General features: G+C 54.5%; 19 protein-coding genes and 1 pseudogene. 8 read left to right on the forward strand and 12 right to left on the reverse strand.

The window, feature by feature from the left end:
- Positions 1-152 precede the first annotated feature (152 nt).
- The 9 genes from RRU01S_RS25695 to RRU01S_RS24725 all read right to left on the reverse strand — a co-directional run bounded on the left by RRU01S_RS25695 (position 153) and on the right by RRU01S_RS24725 (position 6,802).
- Positions 153-713, reverse strand: coding sequence for an SMI1/KNR4 family protein (locus RRU01S_RS25695; RefSeq protein WP_165572277.1), 561 nt, complete (start codon positions 711-713; stop codon positions 153-155).
- A gap of 49 nt (positions 714-762) precedes the next feature.
- The gene (locus RRU01S_RS24695) at positions 763-1,275 is read right to left on the reverse strand and encodes a DUF6301 family protein (protein ID WP_052816284.1); all 513 of its coding nucleotides are present in this window, start codon (positions 1,273-1,275) and stop codon (positions 763-765) included.
- Between the two features lie 194 nt (positions 1,276-1,469).
- Positions 1,470-2,648: a hypothetical protein gene (locus RRU01S_RS24700; RefSeq protein WP_045232894.1), complete on the reverse strand. Its 1,179-nt coding sequence runs from the start codon at positions 2,646-2,648 to the stop codon at positions 1,470-1,472.
- Between the two features lie 102 nt (positions 2,649-2,750).
- On the reverse strand, positions 2,751-2,951 hold the full coding sequence (locus RRU01S_RS24705) for a hypothetical protein (RefSeq protein ID WP_045232895.1): 201 nt from the start codon (positions 2,949-2,951) through the stop codon (positions 2,751-2,753).
- 27 nt (positions 2,952-2,978) lie between these two features.
- Entirely contained in the window at positions 2,979-3,134 is a 156-nt protein-coding gene (locus RRU01S_RS26305) for a hypothetical protein (protein ID WP_165572278.1), read from the reverse strand.
- A 484-nt stretch (positions 3,135-3,618) separates the two neighbouring features.
- The gene (locus tag RRU01S_RS24710) at positions 3,619-4,002 is read right to left on the reverse strand and encodes an FMN-binding protein (RefSeq protein WP_174447702.1); all 384 of its coding nucleotides are present in this window, start codon (positions 4,000-4,002) and stop codon (positions 3,619-3,621) included.
- Between the two features lie 12 nt (positions 4,003-4,014).
- Positions 4,015-4,932 carry an FAD:protein FMN transferase gene (locus RRU01S_RS24715; RefSeq protein WP_234936270.1) on the reverse strand — a complete coding sequence of 306 codons (918 nt, stop codon included), beginning with the start codon at positions 4,930-4,932 and terminating at the stop codon, positions 4,015-4,017.
- Positions 4,913-5,770 carry an aldo/keto reductase gene (locus tag RRU01S_RS24720; RefSeq protein ID WP_045232897.1) on the reverse strand — a complete coding sequence of 286 codons (858 nt, stop codon included), beginning with the start codon at positions 5,768-5,770 and terminating at the stop codon, positions 4,913-4,915. Before RRU01S_RS24720 ends, RRU01S_RS24715 begins: the two co-directional genes overlap by 20 nt.
- Positions 5,771-5,818: 48 nt before the next feature.
- Complete coding sequence (locus tag RRU01S_RS24725) at positions 5,819-6,802, reverse strand: aldo/keto reductase (RefSeq protein WP_045232910.1); 984 nt, start codon at positions 6,800-6,802, stop codon at positions 5,819-5,821.
- A 177-nt stretch (positions 6,803-6,979) separates the two neighbouring features.
- Between RRU01S_RS24725 and RRU01S_RS24730 the strand changes: the two genes are divergently transcribed.
- From RRU01S_RS24730 to RRU01S_RS25705, 4 genes and pseudogenes are all read left to right on the forward strand, one after another.
- The gene (locus RRU01S_RS24730) at positions 6,980-7,873 is read left to right on the forward strand and encodes a LysR family transcriptional regulator (protein ID WP_045232898.1); all 894 of its coding nucleotides are present in this window, start codon (positions 6,980-6,982) and stop codon (positions 7,871-7,873) included.
- A gap of 120 nt (positions 7,874-7,993) precedes the next feature.
- The gene (locus RRU01S_RS24735) at positions 7,994-9,079 is read left to right on the forward strand and encodes an alpha/beta hydrolase (protein WP_045232899.1); all 1,086 of its coding nucleotides are present in this window, start codon (positions 7,994-7,996) and stop codon (positions 9,077-9,079) included.
- A 109-nt stretch (positions 9,080-9,188) separates the two neighbouring features.
- A complete protein-coding gene (locus tag RRU01S_RS24740; RefSeq protein ID WP_108722729.1) occupies positions 9,189-9,530 on the forward strand; it encodes a carboxymuconolactone decarboxylase family protein in 342 nt (113 codons plus the stop codon).
- 299 nt (positions 9,531-9,829) lie between these two features.
- Positions 9,830-10,499, forward strand: a pseudogene (locus tag RRU01S_RS25705) (OB-fold nucleic acid binding domain-containing protein); the annotation flags it as partial.
- 13 nt (positions 10,500-10,512) lie between these two features.
- On the opposite strand, the gene RRU01S_RS24755 reads toward RRU01S_RS25705, so the two are convergent.
- Complete coding sequence (locus tag RRU01S_RS24755) at positions 10,513-11,205, reverse strand: aspartate/glutamate racemase family protein (RefSeq protein WP_045232903.1); 693 nt, start codon at positions 11,203-11,205, stop codon at positions 10,513-10,515.
- Positions 11,206-11,370: 165 nt separating this feature from the next.
- Here RRU01S_RS24755 and RRU01S_RS24760 point away from each other — a divergent pair, with 165 nt between their 5' ends.
- The 3 genes from RRU01S_RS24760 (at position 11,371) to RRU01S_RS24765 (ending at position 12,875) form a co-directional block, all read left to right on the forward strand.
- Positions 11,371-11,745 carry a VOC family protein gene (locus RRU01S_RS24760; protein WP_045232904.1) on the forward strand — a complete coding sequence of 125 codons (375 nt, stop codon included), beginning with the start codon at positions 11,371-11,373 and terminating at the stop codon, positions 11,743-11,745.
- Between the two features lie 53 nt (positions 11,746-11,798).
- Positions 11,799-11,948 carry a DUF2256 domain-containing protein gene (locus RRU01S_RS25710; protein ID WP_081880206.1) on the forward strand — a complete coding sequence of 50 codons (150 nt, stop codon included), beginning with the start codon at positions 11,799-11,801 and terminating at the stop codon, positions 11,946-11,948.
- 333 nt (positions 11,949-12,281) lie between these two features.
- A complete protein-coding gene (locus tag RRU01S_RS24765; RefSeq protein ID WP_045232905.1) occupies positions 12,282-12,875 on the forward strand; it encodes a histidine phosphatase family protein in 594 nt (197 codons plus the stop codon).
- Between the two features lie 72 nt (positions 12,876-12,947).
- Here the strand turns inward: RRU01S_RS24765 and RRU01S_RS24770 are convergent, their stop codons facing one another.
- A complete protein-coding gene (locus RRU01S_RS24770) occupies positions 12,948-13,478 on the reverse strand; it encodes a nucleoside/nucleotide kinase family protein (RefSeq protein WP_045232906.1) in 531 nt (176 codons plus the stop codon).
- A gap of 290 nt (positions 13,479-13,768) precedes the next feature.
- Here RRU01S_RS24770 and imm40 point away from each other — a divergent pair, with 290 nt between their 5' ends.
- The gene (imm40, locus tag RRU01S_RS26875; RefSeq protein WP_081880207.1) at positions 13,769-13,987 is read left to right on the forward strand and encodes an Imm40 family immunity protein; all 219 of its coding nucleotides are present in this window, start codon (positions 13,769-13,771) and stop codon (positions 13,985-13,987) included.
- Here imm40 and RRU01S_RS26380 read toward each other — a convergent pair.
- Positions 13,979-14,178, reverse strand: a 200-nt coding sequence (locus RRU01S_RS26380; RefSeq protein ID WP_210165240.1) for a hypothetical protein, incomplete at its 5' end; no start/stop codon positions are given. The genes imm40 and RRU01S_RS26380 overlap by 9 nt on opposite strands.

Consider the following 14,178-nt stretch of genomic DNA (forward strand, 5'->3'; position numbering starts at 1 on the left):
CACATAAAATTGGTGGCCATTCGCCACTTAAGCGCCATTACATATCCTCACGGGGGCAGCACATAAACGTCGGCGTGGTCCGAGCCAGTCTGGAAAATAGCGGGTCTTAGACATTTCGACCGACTGATGAATTTACGTCTAGTGGGAGATTGTCAGATTTCTTCAATCATACCATCGTTGATTCGAAAACGCCCAGATACCAGCCTTGATGCAAGGTCATCGAGCATGGAATCCACGCTTGGAGCAACGAGAGAACGAAACATTTCGTCGTGATAATAGCTGATGATCTGTCCTTTGCTTCCGCCTTCTGCAGGATCGAGATCAGCGCAGAGATAATCGCCACCGCCGTTATGCATCACTGGAATCCAGTGCCGCGACCACCAAGTGGAGCGAACCCCATGATCAGCCTCAACGAAAGTGTCGTCGGGAGCATCAGCATTGATCCCATCCGGAAACTCGCTATTGAGAAAATTGGCCGCATCCACAGCTTCGTCGAGCGACATTATGACAAAGCTTCCCTCTATACCGGCGGCGTTCGACGGTTGGCCATTCGCCAGGCGGTAAAGGTCTATTACTGCATCAGGTAATTCTAAGCCAAACCGACGTTCGGCTGAGATGATTTCATCTTCGGTCGCCGGCTGGTTAAATGGAGGTACCTTGTCTGGATCATTCTCTTGAAGCCACTGAGCTACAATTTGGAAGCTACGCTCCATTGTCATAATCTCTTAATTTCAACGATGCTAACTCCGCGACACCATTTGCCTAATTCGGCCCAACATTAATCCCTGCAGCAGAGCCGACTTGTCCAAATCTGTACACCAAGCCACCTCGCGTCCATGACGCTGACCGCGATTGAATATTATCGTTTTTCTCAGACATCTCAGGAGGCCCAAGGCGTTTCTCCATTGCCTCTCGTAAACCGTCAGGTGAGCGGGTTGTGTAAGCGCAAGCTTTATGTCCGTTCGGACCTGTCGCCACCCAGAACGACAGCTTGTCCACTTTGTCACCCTCTCCATTATTCCACGCGACGGCATCAACTGAACCACCGTTGTAGCCAACGAAAGCCTTGCGCCATTCGCCAACTTGCGCGTCAGTCTGCCGTCGCCAGCCGAGGTGGTTTGCACGGTCAATTGCCGTTCGAACATCCGGCGCTGAGCATATGTTCAAGACATTCTCGACAATGGCATCAGTAGAATCTGCCCTTGTGTCGCCGATCGTAAGGAAAATGGCAAAGCCTCCGCACAAGGTGATTATGAGTCCAAGCTTTTTCATCATGGGCAATCTGCCTCCGTGAGGTCTTCACTGGCTTATGGATGTATACCAGTTTCAGATGCTACGATTGAACATGCCGCGCTTTCAAACTGTCTGAAATCGTGAATGATGAAATGTCTTCCTAGCCGGCTTCAATTTATCATCACGCGACAACTGATGGTGACGCCTTCTCTGCCATTTGAGCAGGTTCTGTGATTTTACGTCGCTATCCATTTCAAGATGAGCTTTGCTGCGGCGCGTTTCCGACCTACACGGATGTCGGCGGTCTCTGCATCGAAATCAAGGCCATAGTCCTCTCGAACTCTTTTCAACCAAATGGGAAAACGATCCAGATTTCCAGGGCCCAGTGCCGGAAGACCCAGGTCATTTCGATAGCACTTTTCCTCGCTCTCGGAGAGTTCGCCGCGTTCGTTCAACCGTACGGTCAAGTTCCACTGTCGATCTGGATCAGGGCTCATGCGTAGTCTGACCACGTTCCCGGCAATCAGGGGACTTTCGTCACTCCCGCGAAGACCAATAGAAATATAAATTTCCCAGTGTTCGCTCTCGTCGAATGGCAAGCCAAGTTTCCGAGCTAGATCTGCGGCTTCAGTAGAATTGCAACGAGCAAGTTCTTTCTTCTTGAGCTGTAAAGCCAACGATTGAAAATGCGTCTCGTCAGGGTGGACATCCGGTATGACCGCCTCGACATACCGATGTAGCATCGCAAACTGCTCGTCGCGCCTTGGAAGATCGTATGTTCCTTCCATCATATCTGCGAGAAAGACGGTGCGCGTCGATGTGTTGAGCAAACAAATGAATGCCATGCCCCAGAAGCTAAGATTTGTCACATCGTACATGTCCTCGCCGTAGCGCCGGTCATGACGATAGCCAAGGTGCCGAAAAGTTTCTTGAATGCGAACCGCGTCGTCGGCAAAAGAAGCAAACTTTGACTTCTTGTCGCGTTGCGCAGGTTGGGAGGTGTAACTTCCGACCTGCGAAATCAGCTTACGACGCGTTTTCAACGCTTTTGCGGAGTTGGTTTCACCACTATCCAACACGCCCGTTTCATCGAAACCGAATGTGTACAACATCTCGTGACGTCGTCCCATCTGAATGATCCCGCCGTCGTCGAGAAATGGCAACAATCGCCTATAGGCGTTTATCAGAAGTGGCATTTCTTTCTCACTGACCTGTGGAACACCCCCGGTCACCCGCATGAGATGGAAATAGAAATCCTCTCGCTCGCTTTGATCGAGCAAGTCCTCCACCTTGGCCACCAAAGGAGAGAGCCGATGGTGATTTCGGGGCCAGAATTTTCCTTGACGACGTTCTGGGAAGGCATCGTTTTCGTCAGCCAAGAAAGCCCGCAATAATTCGATAGGAGTGTCAGTCATAATAAGCCCTTACCTATCTCACTTAGATTGCCATCACATCGCAAGCGTCTGGATTGTTGCAGAGAGATCATCGGCATTGCCGCCCTGAATGACCAAATCCTTCTACGTCCGCCGGGCTTCCAGCCGCCGCTTGTCGCGATTGACGTATTCGAGGCCCATGCTCGTCAAACGAAACTGTCGTTTTTGAAATTCGCCGCGAATCTGGATGAAACCCTGCTCTTCGGCCTCACCCAGCGTCTTCAGGCTGGTGCCTTTCGGCGGAGTCTGCCAGTCGGTGCCGACAGCGCTATGCAGCAATACCATGATCTTTATAATGTGACGTCTCCATGGCTATGCCGCAAAGCTGGCCTTCGGCCAATCGATCATTCCGTTTGGTTTCTGTAGCGTAACGGCCATAGGCTTGGCAACGGCGAGATGTTTGTAATGGCTGTTAGCAGGCTGCGTTGCCCACGCCACATGTGCATCGGGGTGCAATACGCCGCTCATATCCCTCTAATTCGAAACCGGTTCCAGAAGTTTGGCACTTGTAACGACACCATCTCCGCGATGTCCGAAAGCGATCCTAGGTCGATGTTAAATGCGGCAACGGGCATCTGGTTGGTCGTTGGGAAAGCGCGCAGGTGCCACTCTCGTTGGTAGGGGAATTGGAAGTGCTGAGGTGCACCGGTTTCTCATTTCGGTGAACGAACGAGCAGGGGGCGTAATATGTTACGGGTCCAACCTTGATCTTCACGCCTGACCAGATCTTTCTAAGCTCGTTCGCAAATCGTGAGGTGAAGACTTCTGGTTTGCTGAGGATAAGTGCTGCATCGGCACTAAAGTCATCCGGCATCCGCCGATCAATATCTTGATAGGCACACCAGAGCACATAGTAGCGACACCGTACCGTTTCCTTCATGAAGCCTTCCTGGATGGCTTTGAGGCTATTCAACGACGGGCTCCTTACAATGGGTGCCAGGTTTCGTGTCGATCATTGGCGTGTGGCCTTTTCCCTGATCTGTCTGATGGCATCGTTGAAGCCCTTAGGCGTGCCGCTTGACCCGGCCAGCTTGCCGACCTTGACCTGATCGATGCGCTTGCCGACCACGACTTTCGGCACCGCTTCAGCAAAGGCGCGTTGCAGTTCGAGAGAACGGGGGACGTAGGCATGCGGGGTAACCGCCACCGCAGTGATGACGCCGTCCTTCAGCGTCGCCTTGACCGTGATGTGCGAAGGCTGGCCACCATATTCTCCCGTTGCCGTGTAGACTCCGTCCGCATATCGGGCGGGTCTGGTGCTCTGCGCATCCGCGCTTCCCGCAAGCGTCAATGTAAGGGCGGTGGCCAGTAGAAGATTGTTTGTCTGATTGCGCATCGCGGTTCCTTTTTAGGTGAAGATTTCGCCATCGAAATTGTTGGAGACCTCGACACGTCCGTCGGCAAACATGCGGACAAAGGAGAAGTCGAAGCTCTGCATCAATCGCGGCGACGGGCCGAAGAAGAGTGATGTCGCCAACCCGTCCGCCGTTGCGGTGTCCACTGCGATGGCCCAGGTGGCGATGACATCGTTGGTCGGTCTTCCGGTTCGGCCATCGAGAACATGGTGGAGATCGTTGCCCCAACGTCGCCGATTGGATGCGGAGGCGCAGATCGAGTTGTTTCTGAGATTGGCAACTCCGATCACCATCTCCGCATCAAGAGGATGCTCAAGACCGACCGTGAGTCCTACCTGTCCGCGATGGCGGATATCGCCGCTTGCATCGATGACGAAGTCCTCGAAGCCATGCGTCTCCAGAGTTTTGGCCAATAAGTCGACAAGGTATCCTTTGCCGACTGCCCCGAGATCAACGACCAAAGGACCACGGGTAGATAGTGTCCTGCCGTCCCGGACGGTGTCTCGACACCAAGCCGGGCGAAGCCGGCTGCCTTCTGTCTGGTGAGGCACCAGCGAATACGTTCGGTCATAGCCGAGCAGTTCGAGGTCTCTGCCGATCAGCGGATCGACGGCTCCATCAGTGGCCGCGTGAAGTCGGTCGTAGAGATCGAGCATGGGGACCGCATCTTCCGGGAAATTGAACGTCCCGCCCTCGGTCGCCGCCGCGATCCGTGTCACGATGGAGTCGGCACGGAACCGCGAATAGACGCTATCAAAACGCTCGACCAGTTCGAGGATGTGCTGTTCGATCTCCGCTCCGAGTTTGGCTGGTGTGTCGATCTCCCAGGACGTGCCAATGGCATCGAACTTGAAACGGGAGACCTCCACGCTTTTAGCGGACAGCATTGGCTTAGAGCTTGCGTGTGCCAAGCCACTTCACCTTTTCCGGATCGCGATGATCGAAGAAGCTGCTGGCCTTTTGGTCGAGCGAGCCAATGGCTGTGACATCTTCCTGGTCGAGTTCGAAATCGAAGACCTGGAAGTTCTCGGCCATCCGCTCCTTGCGCACAGACTTTGGAATGGCAACGATGTTGCGCTGGATCAGCCAGCGGAGCACGACCTGCGCGGTGCTTTTGCCATGCTTCTTTCCAATCGACTGCAACAGATCGTTCGTAAACAGCCCGTTCTTACCTTCCGCAAAAGGACCCCAGGCTTCGGGTTGAACCTTGTATTCCTGAAGGACTGCCTGCGCGTCATCCTGCTGGTGAAAGGGGTGGATTTCGATCTGGTTGACTGCGGGTACAATCTCGTTGTGAAGCGCGAAGTCGACAAGGCGGTCGGGATAGAAGTTGCTGACACCGATTGCGCGGATACGGCCCGCCTTGTGCAGCTCTTCCATTGCACGCCATGCCCCATAGACATCGCCATAAGGTTGGTGGATGAGCCAAAGGTCAAGATAATCGAGCTGCAGTTTGTTCAGCGAGCGTTCAAAGGCGGCCTTGGCACCTTCGTATGAGGCGTCTTCGATCCACAGTTTGGTTGTAACGAACAACTCGCTACGATCGATGCCGTGATTGCGGATCGCGTTGCCGACTGATTCTTCATTGCCATAGGACGTTGCGGTGTCGAGGAGGCGATAGCCCACATCGATCGCGTCACGCACGCTCCGCTCGCACTCCGCGGGATCAGGCACCTGAAAGACACCGAAGCCCAGGATCGGCATTTCGATCCCATTGTTCAAGGTTACTGTAGGGGTTGTTTGGCTCATGTTCGTATCCTTTTGGTGGAAGTGGGAGCACCCGGCTCACCAACGTCGTTACTTGCCGACGCGTGCCTGAAGATGCGCGGGGTACCTGTCGCCAACAATGTCGATCTTCGCGAGGGCGTCAGCAATGTCTGAAGCATCCTTTGCGGACAGTTCGACAGTTGCCGCACCGAGGTTTTCCTCGAGGCGATGAAGTTTCGTGGTGCCGGGGATGGGCACGATCCAGAGCTTTTGCGCCAAAAGCCATGCGAGCGCGATCTGTGCAGGGGTTACGCCTTTGGCTTCGGCAATTCGGGTCAACGCCGAGACAAGGGCCTTGTTGGCCTTGAGGTTTTCCGCCTGAAAGCGCGGGACGACGCTGCGGAAATCGCCGGGGCCGAAGGTTGCTGTTTCGTCGATCTTGCCCGTGAGGAACCCTTTACCGAGCGGGCTAAAGGGCACGAGACCGATGCCCAGTTCCTCGAGCGTCGGGATGATCTCCTTTTCCGGCTCGCGCCAGAACAAGGAATACTCGCTCTGGAGGGCGGAAACGGGCTGGACGGCATGGGCTTTCCGGATCGTCTGCGCGCCTGCTTCCGAGAGGCCGAAATGCTTTACCTTGCCTTCATCTATCAGGTCCTTGACCGTGCCCGCGACGTCCTCGATTGGCACGTTCGGATCGACACGATGCTGGTAGAGCAAATCGATCACGTCGGTGCGAAGCCGCTTCAAGGAAGCCTCTACCGACTGGCGAACATAGTCCGGGCGGCTGTTCAGATGCTGGCCACCATCGGGGCTTGGAAGCTCGAAGCCGAACTTGGTGGCGATGACGACCTTGTCGCGGATCGGCTGGAGTGCTTCGCCGACCACGTCTTCATTCGTGAACGGCCCGTAGACCTGTGCGGTGTCGAAGAAGGTCACGCCGCGGTCATGGGCGGCGCGGATGAGGGTAATTGCATCCTTTGTGTCGGTCGCTGCACCGTAACCGTGGCTGAGGCCCATGCAGCCAAGGCCGAGAGCCGAGATTTCAAGAGTACCGATTTTACGTTTTTGCATGTCAATCTTTCTTCTCGCGATTGTAAGCTTGTTGCTCGGCTTCAAGCAGTTTCCATTCAGGATCGACCACGTCGTCCTCAACGACCGGGCCTCTGTTCCGATGAGAACAAGATATCTCTTGCCGACCATTTGGATTAGGGGCAGTAATCGGCATGAAGCTATAAGGATGCCTAATGAATGCCGCAGGAGAACTTCAACGATCTAGTTGCCTTCGTGATGGTGGCGCGGGAGGAGAGCTTTACGAAAGCTGCGGTCAAGCTGGGCGTGTCGCAGTCCGCGCTCAGCCAGACGGTTCGTGGCCTCGAAGAACGGCTTGGACTGCGGTTGCTGACCAGAACGACACGCCGCGTTTCTCCCACGGCGGCAGGCGAACGTCTCCTCCAGACGGCTGGCCCGAGGTTCGAGGAAATTCAGGCCGAACTGACGGCCCTCACCGAAATGCGGGATAAGCCTGCAGGGACGGTGCGGATTACGGCTGGCGAACATGCGGCGATTTCTGTTCTCGCTCCGGCGCTGGATAAATTCTTGCCCGACAATCCGGACGTGAAGGTCGAGATCACTGTCGACTATGGCCTCACCGATATCGTCGCGGAGCGCTATGACGCGGGCGTGCGTCTCGGGGAGCAGGTCGCCAAGGATATGATCGCGATCCGTATCGGCCCGGAGATGCGCATGGCCGTCGTCGGCTCGCCATCCTATTTCCGACAAAACCCCTGGCCTGAAAAGCCCGAAGACCTGACCCGACACAATTGCATCCAGATCAGAATGCCCACACACGGCAACATACTCTCTTGGGAGTTCGAGAAGGATGGACATGAGCTGAGGGTGAAGGCGGAGGGGCAACTCGTATTCAACAACATTGCCATGCGGCTTGATGCCGTCAAACGCGGGCTTGGGCTTGCCTACATGCCCGAGGATCAGGTGGCGAACCAGATCGCCAGCGGTGAATTGATACGAGTACTGGAAGACTGGTGTGCTCCATTTCCCGGTTATCATCTCTACTACCCAAACCGAAGACACACGTCTCCCGCCTTCGCGCTGGTGATCGATGCCCTGCGATATCGCGGATAACGCGCTAATCAACCGTTTGTGATTGATTAGCAGGACTTATGGCTTCAATCGGAAATAGGTATCTAATCATCCTGTCGGCGCTCTAGTAGCCTTCTCCCAACTTAATGTTGTGAGATCGATATGTCCCGTTTATTCGCCAAAACCATCTCTGCTCTCGTTTTTTCAAGCACCGTCGCACTCTCCGGTGTCGCCCACGCACAGTCTGGGGGGAAGCCTCAGCCGCTCGTCATCCAAGACCAGGGTAGCTTTGCGGTCGGCGGTACCGTTTCGAAGACCGCGGGAACCTACAACAACAACGCCCCGACGCCTCAAGGGCAGTCGCTTCACGGTGATCATGCCTATGTATTCTATCAGGTGCCGCAGAACCCTAAATCTTTGCCCATCGTCATGCTGCATGGAGCTTTCCAGTCCGGTCGTAGTTGGGAAACGACCCCCGACGGTCGCGAAGGTTTCCAGAGCATCTTTCTGCGTAAGGGCTTCTCCACCTACGTCGTAGACCAACCGCGCCGAGGCCGTGCAGGCAACTCTACCGTCGCAGCCACGATCGAACCGACACCTTATGACCAGCTTTTCTTCGACCAGTTCCGCCTTGGAAAATGGCCGGACTATTTTCAGAATGTCCAGTTCGATCGTGGGCCTGAAGCCCTTGATCAGTTTTTTCGTTCAGTGACCCCGAATACTGGACCCTACGATGCCAAGGTGATCTCGGACGCGATGTCGGCCCTGTTCGACAAGACCGGACCCGGCATTCTGTTTACCCATTCGCAGGCAGGTGGTCCCGGCTGGCTCACTGCGATCAAGAACCCGAACGTCAAGGGCATTGTGGCACTGGAACCCGGTAGTGGTTTCATATTCCCCGAAGGCGAAGTGCCCGCCGACATGCCAAGCGCCGCGGGTACGCTGAAGGGCGAGGCAGTTCCTGTCGCTGATTTCGAGAAACTGACCAAACTGCCGATCGTCATCTATTACGGCGACAATTTCCCTATTGAGCCGACCACCGAGCGTGGTCAGGACAATTGGCGGGTGCGTCTGGCGATGGCAAAGGTTTGGGTGGAGGCCGTCAACAGGCACGGTGGCGATGCGACGCTCATCCACCTGCCGGACATCGGCATCAAGGGCGGCACCCATTTCCTGATGTCAGACCTGAACAATGTCGAGATCGCTGACCAGATATCCAAATTCCTCGCGGACAAGAAGCTGGATTGAACAATCGCGCTCATCGACGGACAGAAGAACCAAGGAGGCGACTGTGAAAAACCTCATAACCGGGATTTTAAGTGCAACGATCCTTTTGGGATCGGGAGTGGAGGCCAGCATGGCACAGCAACCAGCATCGAACCTTGATTCCGCGCGGTCACGCACCCAGCAACTGATGGGCGATATCGCTCCAAAGCTTGCGGAACTGACGGACGACGTCCTTTACGCCGACGTTTGGGAGCGCCCGCAGCTTTCCCAGCGCGACCGAAGCCTCGTGACGGTCACGGCGTTGATCGCCCTCAACCGCCCAGACCAGCTTCGTTCGCATCTCGTTCGTGCCAAAGCAAACGGCCTGACGGAAGAACAGCTCGTCGAGACCATCACCCACATGGCGTTTTATTCTGGCTGGCCAAGTGCTGTTTCCGCCGTGGCTATCGCCAAAGAAGTCCTTGCCAAATAGGTTCGCGAGTAGCCGGCTTAAACTCTCAATCAAAGGTGACCCAGGGAAAAGAAAACCGCGATTTCATCCGCTGAATCCAACGGAGCCGTTTCGATAGCGCGGGCAGGGACACAACCCTCGGCGGTTGGTCCGGCAAGCTATTTCACCGGTGCCGTCCTGCATCCTCACAAAATCAAACATCGACGATGTCGGCTTTGAGCGCGAACGTCATGCTGATCGATATCTCAAGCCGCCTGGGGAAATGGAACGCCTGTTTTCGCGCTATCCCGAGGCATTGCGGCGAACGATGGAGATTGTTGATGCGTGATGAGCCGTTGCCACTGTTTGCAGCGGCCGCCGATCGCGAGCAGAAATCAATTGCCGAGCAGGCAGAACCTGAACTGGAACTCGGACAGATGACCGAAGGCCATAACGTTGTCGTGGACTACGGACACGTTGGCCTGACATTACGCGAACATCCCATGGCATTCCTACGGGAGAGTTTGGCCAAACGCAGCATGGTGACATGCGAAGACGCAATGTTGGCCCGCGACGGTCGATGGGTCTACACCGCAGGTCTGGTCCTGGTTCGACAAAAGCCGGGGGAGCGCGAAAGGAGTCATGTTCATCACGATTGAGGACGAGACCGGTCCTGCGAACGTCGTCGTCTGGCCAAGTCTCTTTGAGAAGCGGCGCCGGGTTGTACTCGGATCAAGCATGATGGCCATCAACAGACGAATCCAGCGGGAAGGGGAGGTCGTGCACTTGGTCGCCCAGCAGCTATTCGACCTTTCTGCGGACCTCTCTGGTCTCGCTGACATGGATGTCGTGTTCAAAGCACCATCAGGACGTGGGGACGAGTTCGCTCACGGCTCGGCAGGTGGTGGAGATTCTCGCGATAGACAGAGACCGGTGCCCGAGGCGCGGGATATTTTCGTGGGGGATTTGCACATCGATACGCTGAAGGTGAAAAGTCGCAATTTTCAATAGTTAGGGGCGGGAGCTATTCACCTAATGCCAGCGTGAGCGCTGCATCGCAGTGAATCAACGTGGTATCGAAAACGGGTACGGACACGACCTCCTGATTGAGCAACATCCCGACTTCAGTACAGCCAAGAATCAGACAGTCCGCGCCGCGCTCGACAAGACGCGCAGCAATTCCTTGGTAGGCTGTCCTGCTTTCCTCTGTGACGATATCCCGACAAAGCTCTTCATAAATGATCCGATGGGTTTCGGCTCGGTCCGGCGCATCCGGGACGAGATGAGAAAGACCCGCCGCTTTCAGTCGGTCTAGGTAGAAGGACTGTTCCATTGTGAATGCAGTGGCCATGAGGCCCGGCGTTTTCAAATCCTGCTGCTTGATCCGCGCCGCAGTGGCATCTGCAATATGCAGCAAGGGGATAGAAACGCCCTGCATCATCGCATCCGCAAGCTTGTGCATCGTGTTTGTCGCAAGGATGATGAAATCGGCACCGCCACGCTCCAAGGCCTTTGCCTCCCGGTTCAGAATGTCGCCCGCGTCTTCCCATCTTCCAGATGCCTGGAGGGTCTCTATCGTCGCGAAATCAAGCGAACGGATGAGCAATTCGGGCGAGTGAAGCCCTCCAAGACGGTCTCGTGTCATCCTGCACAGTTCGCGATAATAGATCTGCGTTGAGGCAGCGGACATGCCGCCGAGTATCCCGATTGTCTTCATCCTGATCCTATTGAACCAAATGTCGCCAACTAATCCCGTTAGATTTCCACTCGAACTCTAGTGTAGTCGATTCGGCATCTTTCAGCATGGTGGCTTCGAGACTTGAGATCCCTTTGTGTTAAATTTCGGCCATATTTGGAAGCAACCGCTGACAGGAGACGACCAATGTTTACCCACGTAATGATTGGCAGCAACGATCTGGAGAGATCGAAAGCCTTCTACGACGCCACCTTCATTGCACTAGGAGGTAAGCCCGGCACGATCGATGATCGAGGCAGACTTATTTACATCCATAACGGCAGCCGTCTTATGGTCACGACGCCCATCGATGGGAAGCCAGCGACGGTCGCCAATGGCGCGACGATCGGGCTCGTCGCTCCGAGCCAAGAACATGTGAAAGCCTGGCACGACGCAGGTACCAGCCACGGAGGGAAATCGATCGAGACGCCGCCATCTGAACGTCCGAACGGCTCTTTTGTGGCCTATCTCCGTGATCCAGACGGACACAAGTTGACCGCACGCCCACTACCGTCAGCTTGAATTGGCCATAATCTCTATGGTTTTATCATCAGTGGAAACTCTCTGGAAAACGGATGCCGAAGCGTCGCGATAAATCAAACCTGCCTTCAAAGATTTGCCCGGTTTGCGGACGACCGTTTTCATGGCGAAAGAAATGGGAGAAGAACTGGGATAGCGTCAAGTTTTGTTCGCAACGTTGTCGAGAGAGGAAAGGAAGATCGTGAGGGCACCGTGACGACGGGGAGAAGTGGAGCAACCATCCGGCTGGCTATGCTGCACCAGCCTAATCCTGCGCGGTATGAGAAACAGCAATATGCCACTTTCGACGTCGTCAGGCTTTTCGGTCGCGATGCCGAATACAACGCTGAGTGCTGTTTCCTCTCACATTGAACAAGCGCTATAGCAGGCTCCGAAACTGTAATATTGATGGCCGGATTGCGCCAAATGCGGTCATCACACTTCCGTCCATCTGTCGCATAAAGTAGCATTTATGACGGATCAGATTTTCGGTCTGACAACTTACTTACTCGATTATTTAATCGTTTAGGACAACACAAATGATTTATCTACTTCGCCATGGTGAGACCATTTGGAACACCTTGGGTCGCTTCCAAGGCCAAAAGGATTCACCCCTTACGGAGCGCGGTATCGAACAGGCGGATTGCGTGGCGGAACTCCTTCAGAAAGAGATTTCGAAAAGCCAGCAATCATTCCAAATGGACGTTAGCCCGCTAGGCCGAACTAGACAGACTGCAGATCGCCTAAAACGGATATTGCCCTTGGCAACCCGCGACGAAGCCCGGTTAATGGAGGTTTCTGTCGGCTCTTGGGATGGTATGACGAAGTTCGAGATCGACAGCGAGTTTCCGGGAATGCTTAATGACTCGGACGCTTTTGATTGGTATTTCAAGTCTCCAGACGGAGAGAGTTTTGATTCTGCGTGTGCCCGAGCAAAGGATTGGATCGCAGATAAACTTTCACCAACCGTTGCGATTTCTCACGGGCTGTTTGGTAGATTGGTACGCGGCGTTTATTCCGGTCTTTCGAAACGGGAAATGTTGGAGTTGCCCGTTCCTCAGGACGGGTTCTACCGCCTTTGCGACGGTGAGTTCATTCTTGTAAGCGGTTCGGTACACAACATGCTCGTGTAGCAAGAGTTCATCTTGATGGCCGCAATGGGCCGCCGGCGGTTTTCCGCTTTGCGCCAACACCGGACGTTGGGCTCAAGTGGACGTCAGCGATAGCGAAAGGATGTCGTCGACAACATCCGATAAAGGGACCGTGGCATCAATGACGATAGCGTTGTGAGGGATATCTTTTTTACTAGCGAGTAGCTGCAGAACGAATTCCTGTTCTTCCGGCTTACCGCCGAACTCGTCTTCAGGTCGGACGCGAAGTCGCTTCCTCAACGTCTCTCCATCAATATCAAGGACAAACACAGCACTGAACAGGTGAATGAAGCGGGAGAAGTTGCGTGATCCACCACAGAAGAACGCCGTCGAATGGCTCTTGTCTTCTATCGCCCTTTCCACTTTGCCGACATCCCAGATGTGATGCCGATGCCCAAAGGCTAGATCGAGGCTATTATTTTTGAACACCGATAGGTCAATCGGTTCTCCGGTGATGGGATCACCCTTGTAGGCAAGTTCGCGATCACCGTGCAGAACATGATAGCCTCGTCGCTGTAATTCCATGGCGACAGATGTCTTTCCTGCGCCGGAGACACCTTCGATTAGATAGTTCTTGATGGCCATTCCGCCTTACCCAGATCAAAACGCTGTGTATTTCGTTTGATTATACATTCTACCTCTGAATTATTGTCGTGCAGATGACCGCTTCGGGCCAACTGCTGCCTTGGCAGCTTTGCGCCAAAAGCGGACATTGCACTTTCTCCGGAATTTGTATTTGTTTAAACGGTTCGACAGGAGGGACTGGGTTGCCAATTGTGTATTCCGCAGACGCTGATGCCATTCTCTCAACGGGTGTCTGGCTGGGGCCTGATCGTACCAACTGGGCCTTGACCAAAGAGTAGGCCCTCGTTGCGATTGGCAAACTTCGTGACGCAAAATGCATTTTGTTAGGTGGGGATGTCCTCAACGGGCCTGGAAAGAACTTCAGTCACACCTATGACAACTGGTATTTTGAGCCTTCGTCTCCACCGAGTCCCGACGATCTGTCATTAAGCGCATTCAAAGCATCTTATTACATTAGCGATTATCCAGTTGAGGATGCTTATTTCGTGCTTGTACCTAGATCAGCATGACCGCTTGGACCCAAATGCAGCCTTGGCGGCAATGCGCCAATTGAGGAAATTGCGATCGATGAGTACCAGCAGCGCCGCTGCATGACTTTTCGACTGCAATAGGTTAGGGGAAAGCTGTGCCTCCGAGAAACGTTCCTGGTGATCTATCGCTGGTAATCGATCCCCAGCCATCACTTGAAACTTGAAAGTCC

This window comes from Agrobacterium rubi TR3 = NBRC 13261 (genome assembly GCF_000739935.1).
Classification (GTDB): Bacteria; Pseudomonadota; Alphaproteobacteria; order Rhizobiales; family Rhizobiaceae; genus Agrobacterium; species Agrobacterium rubi.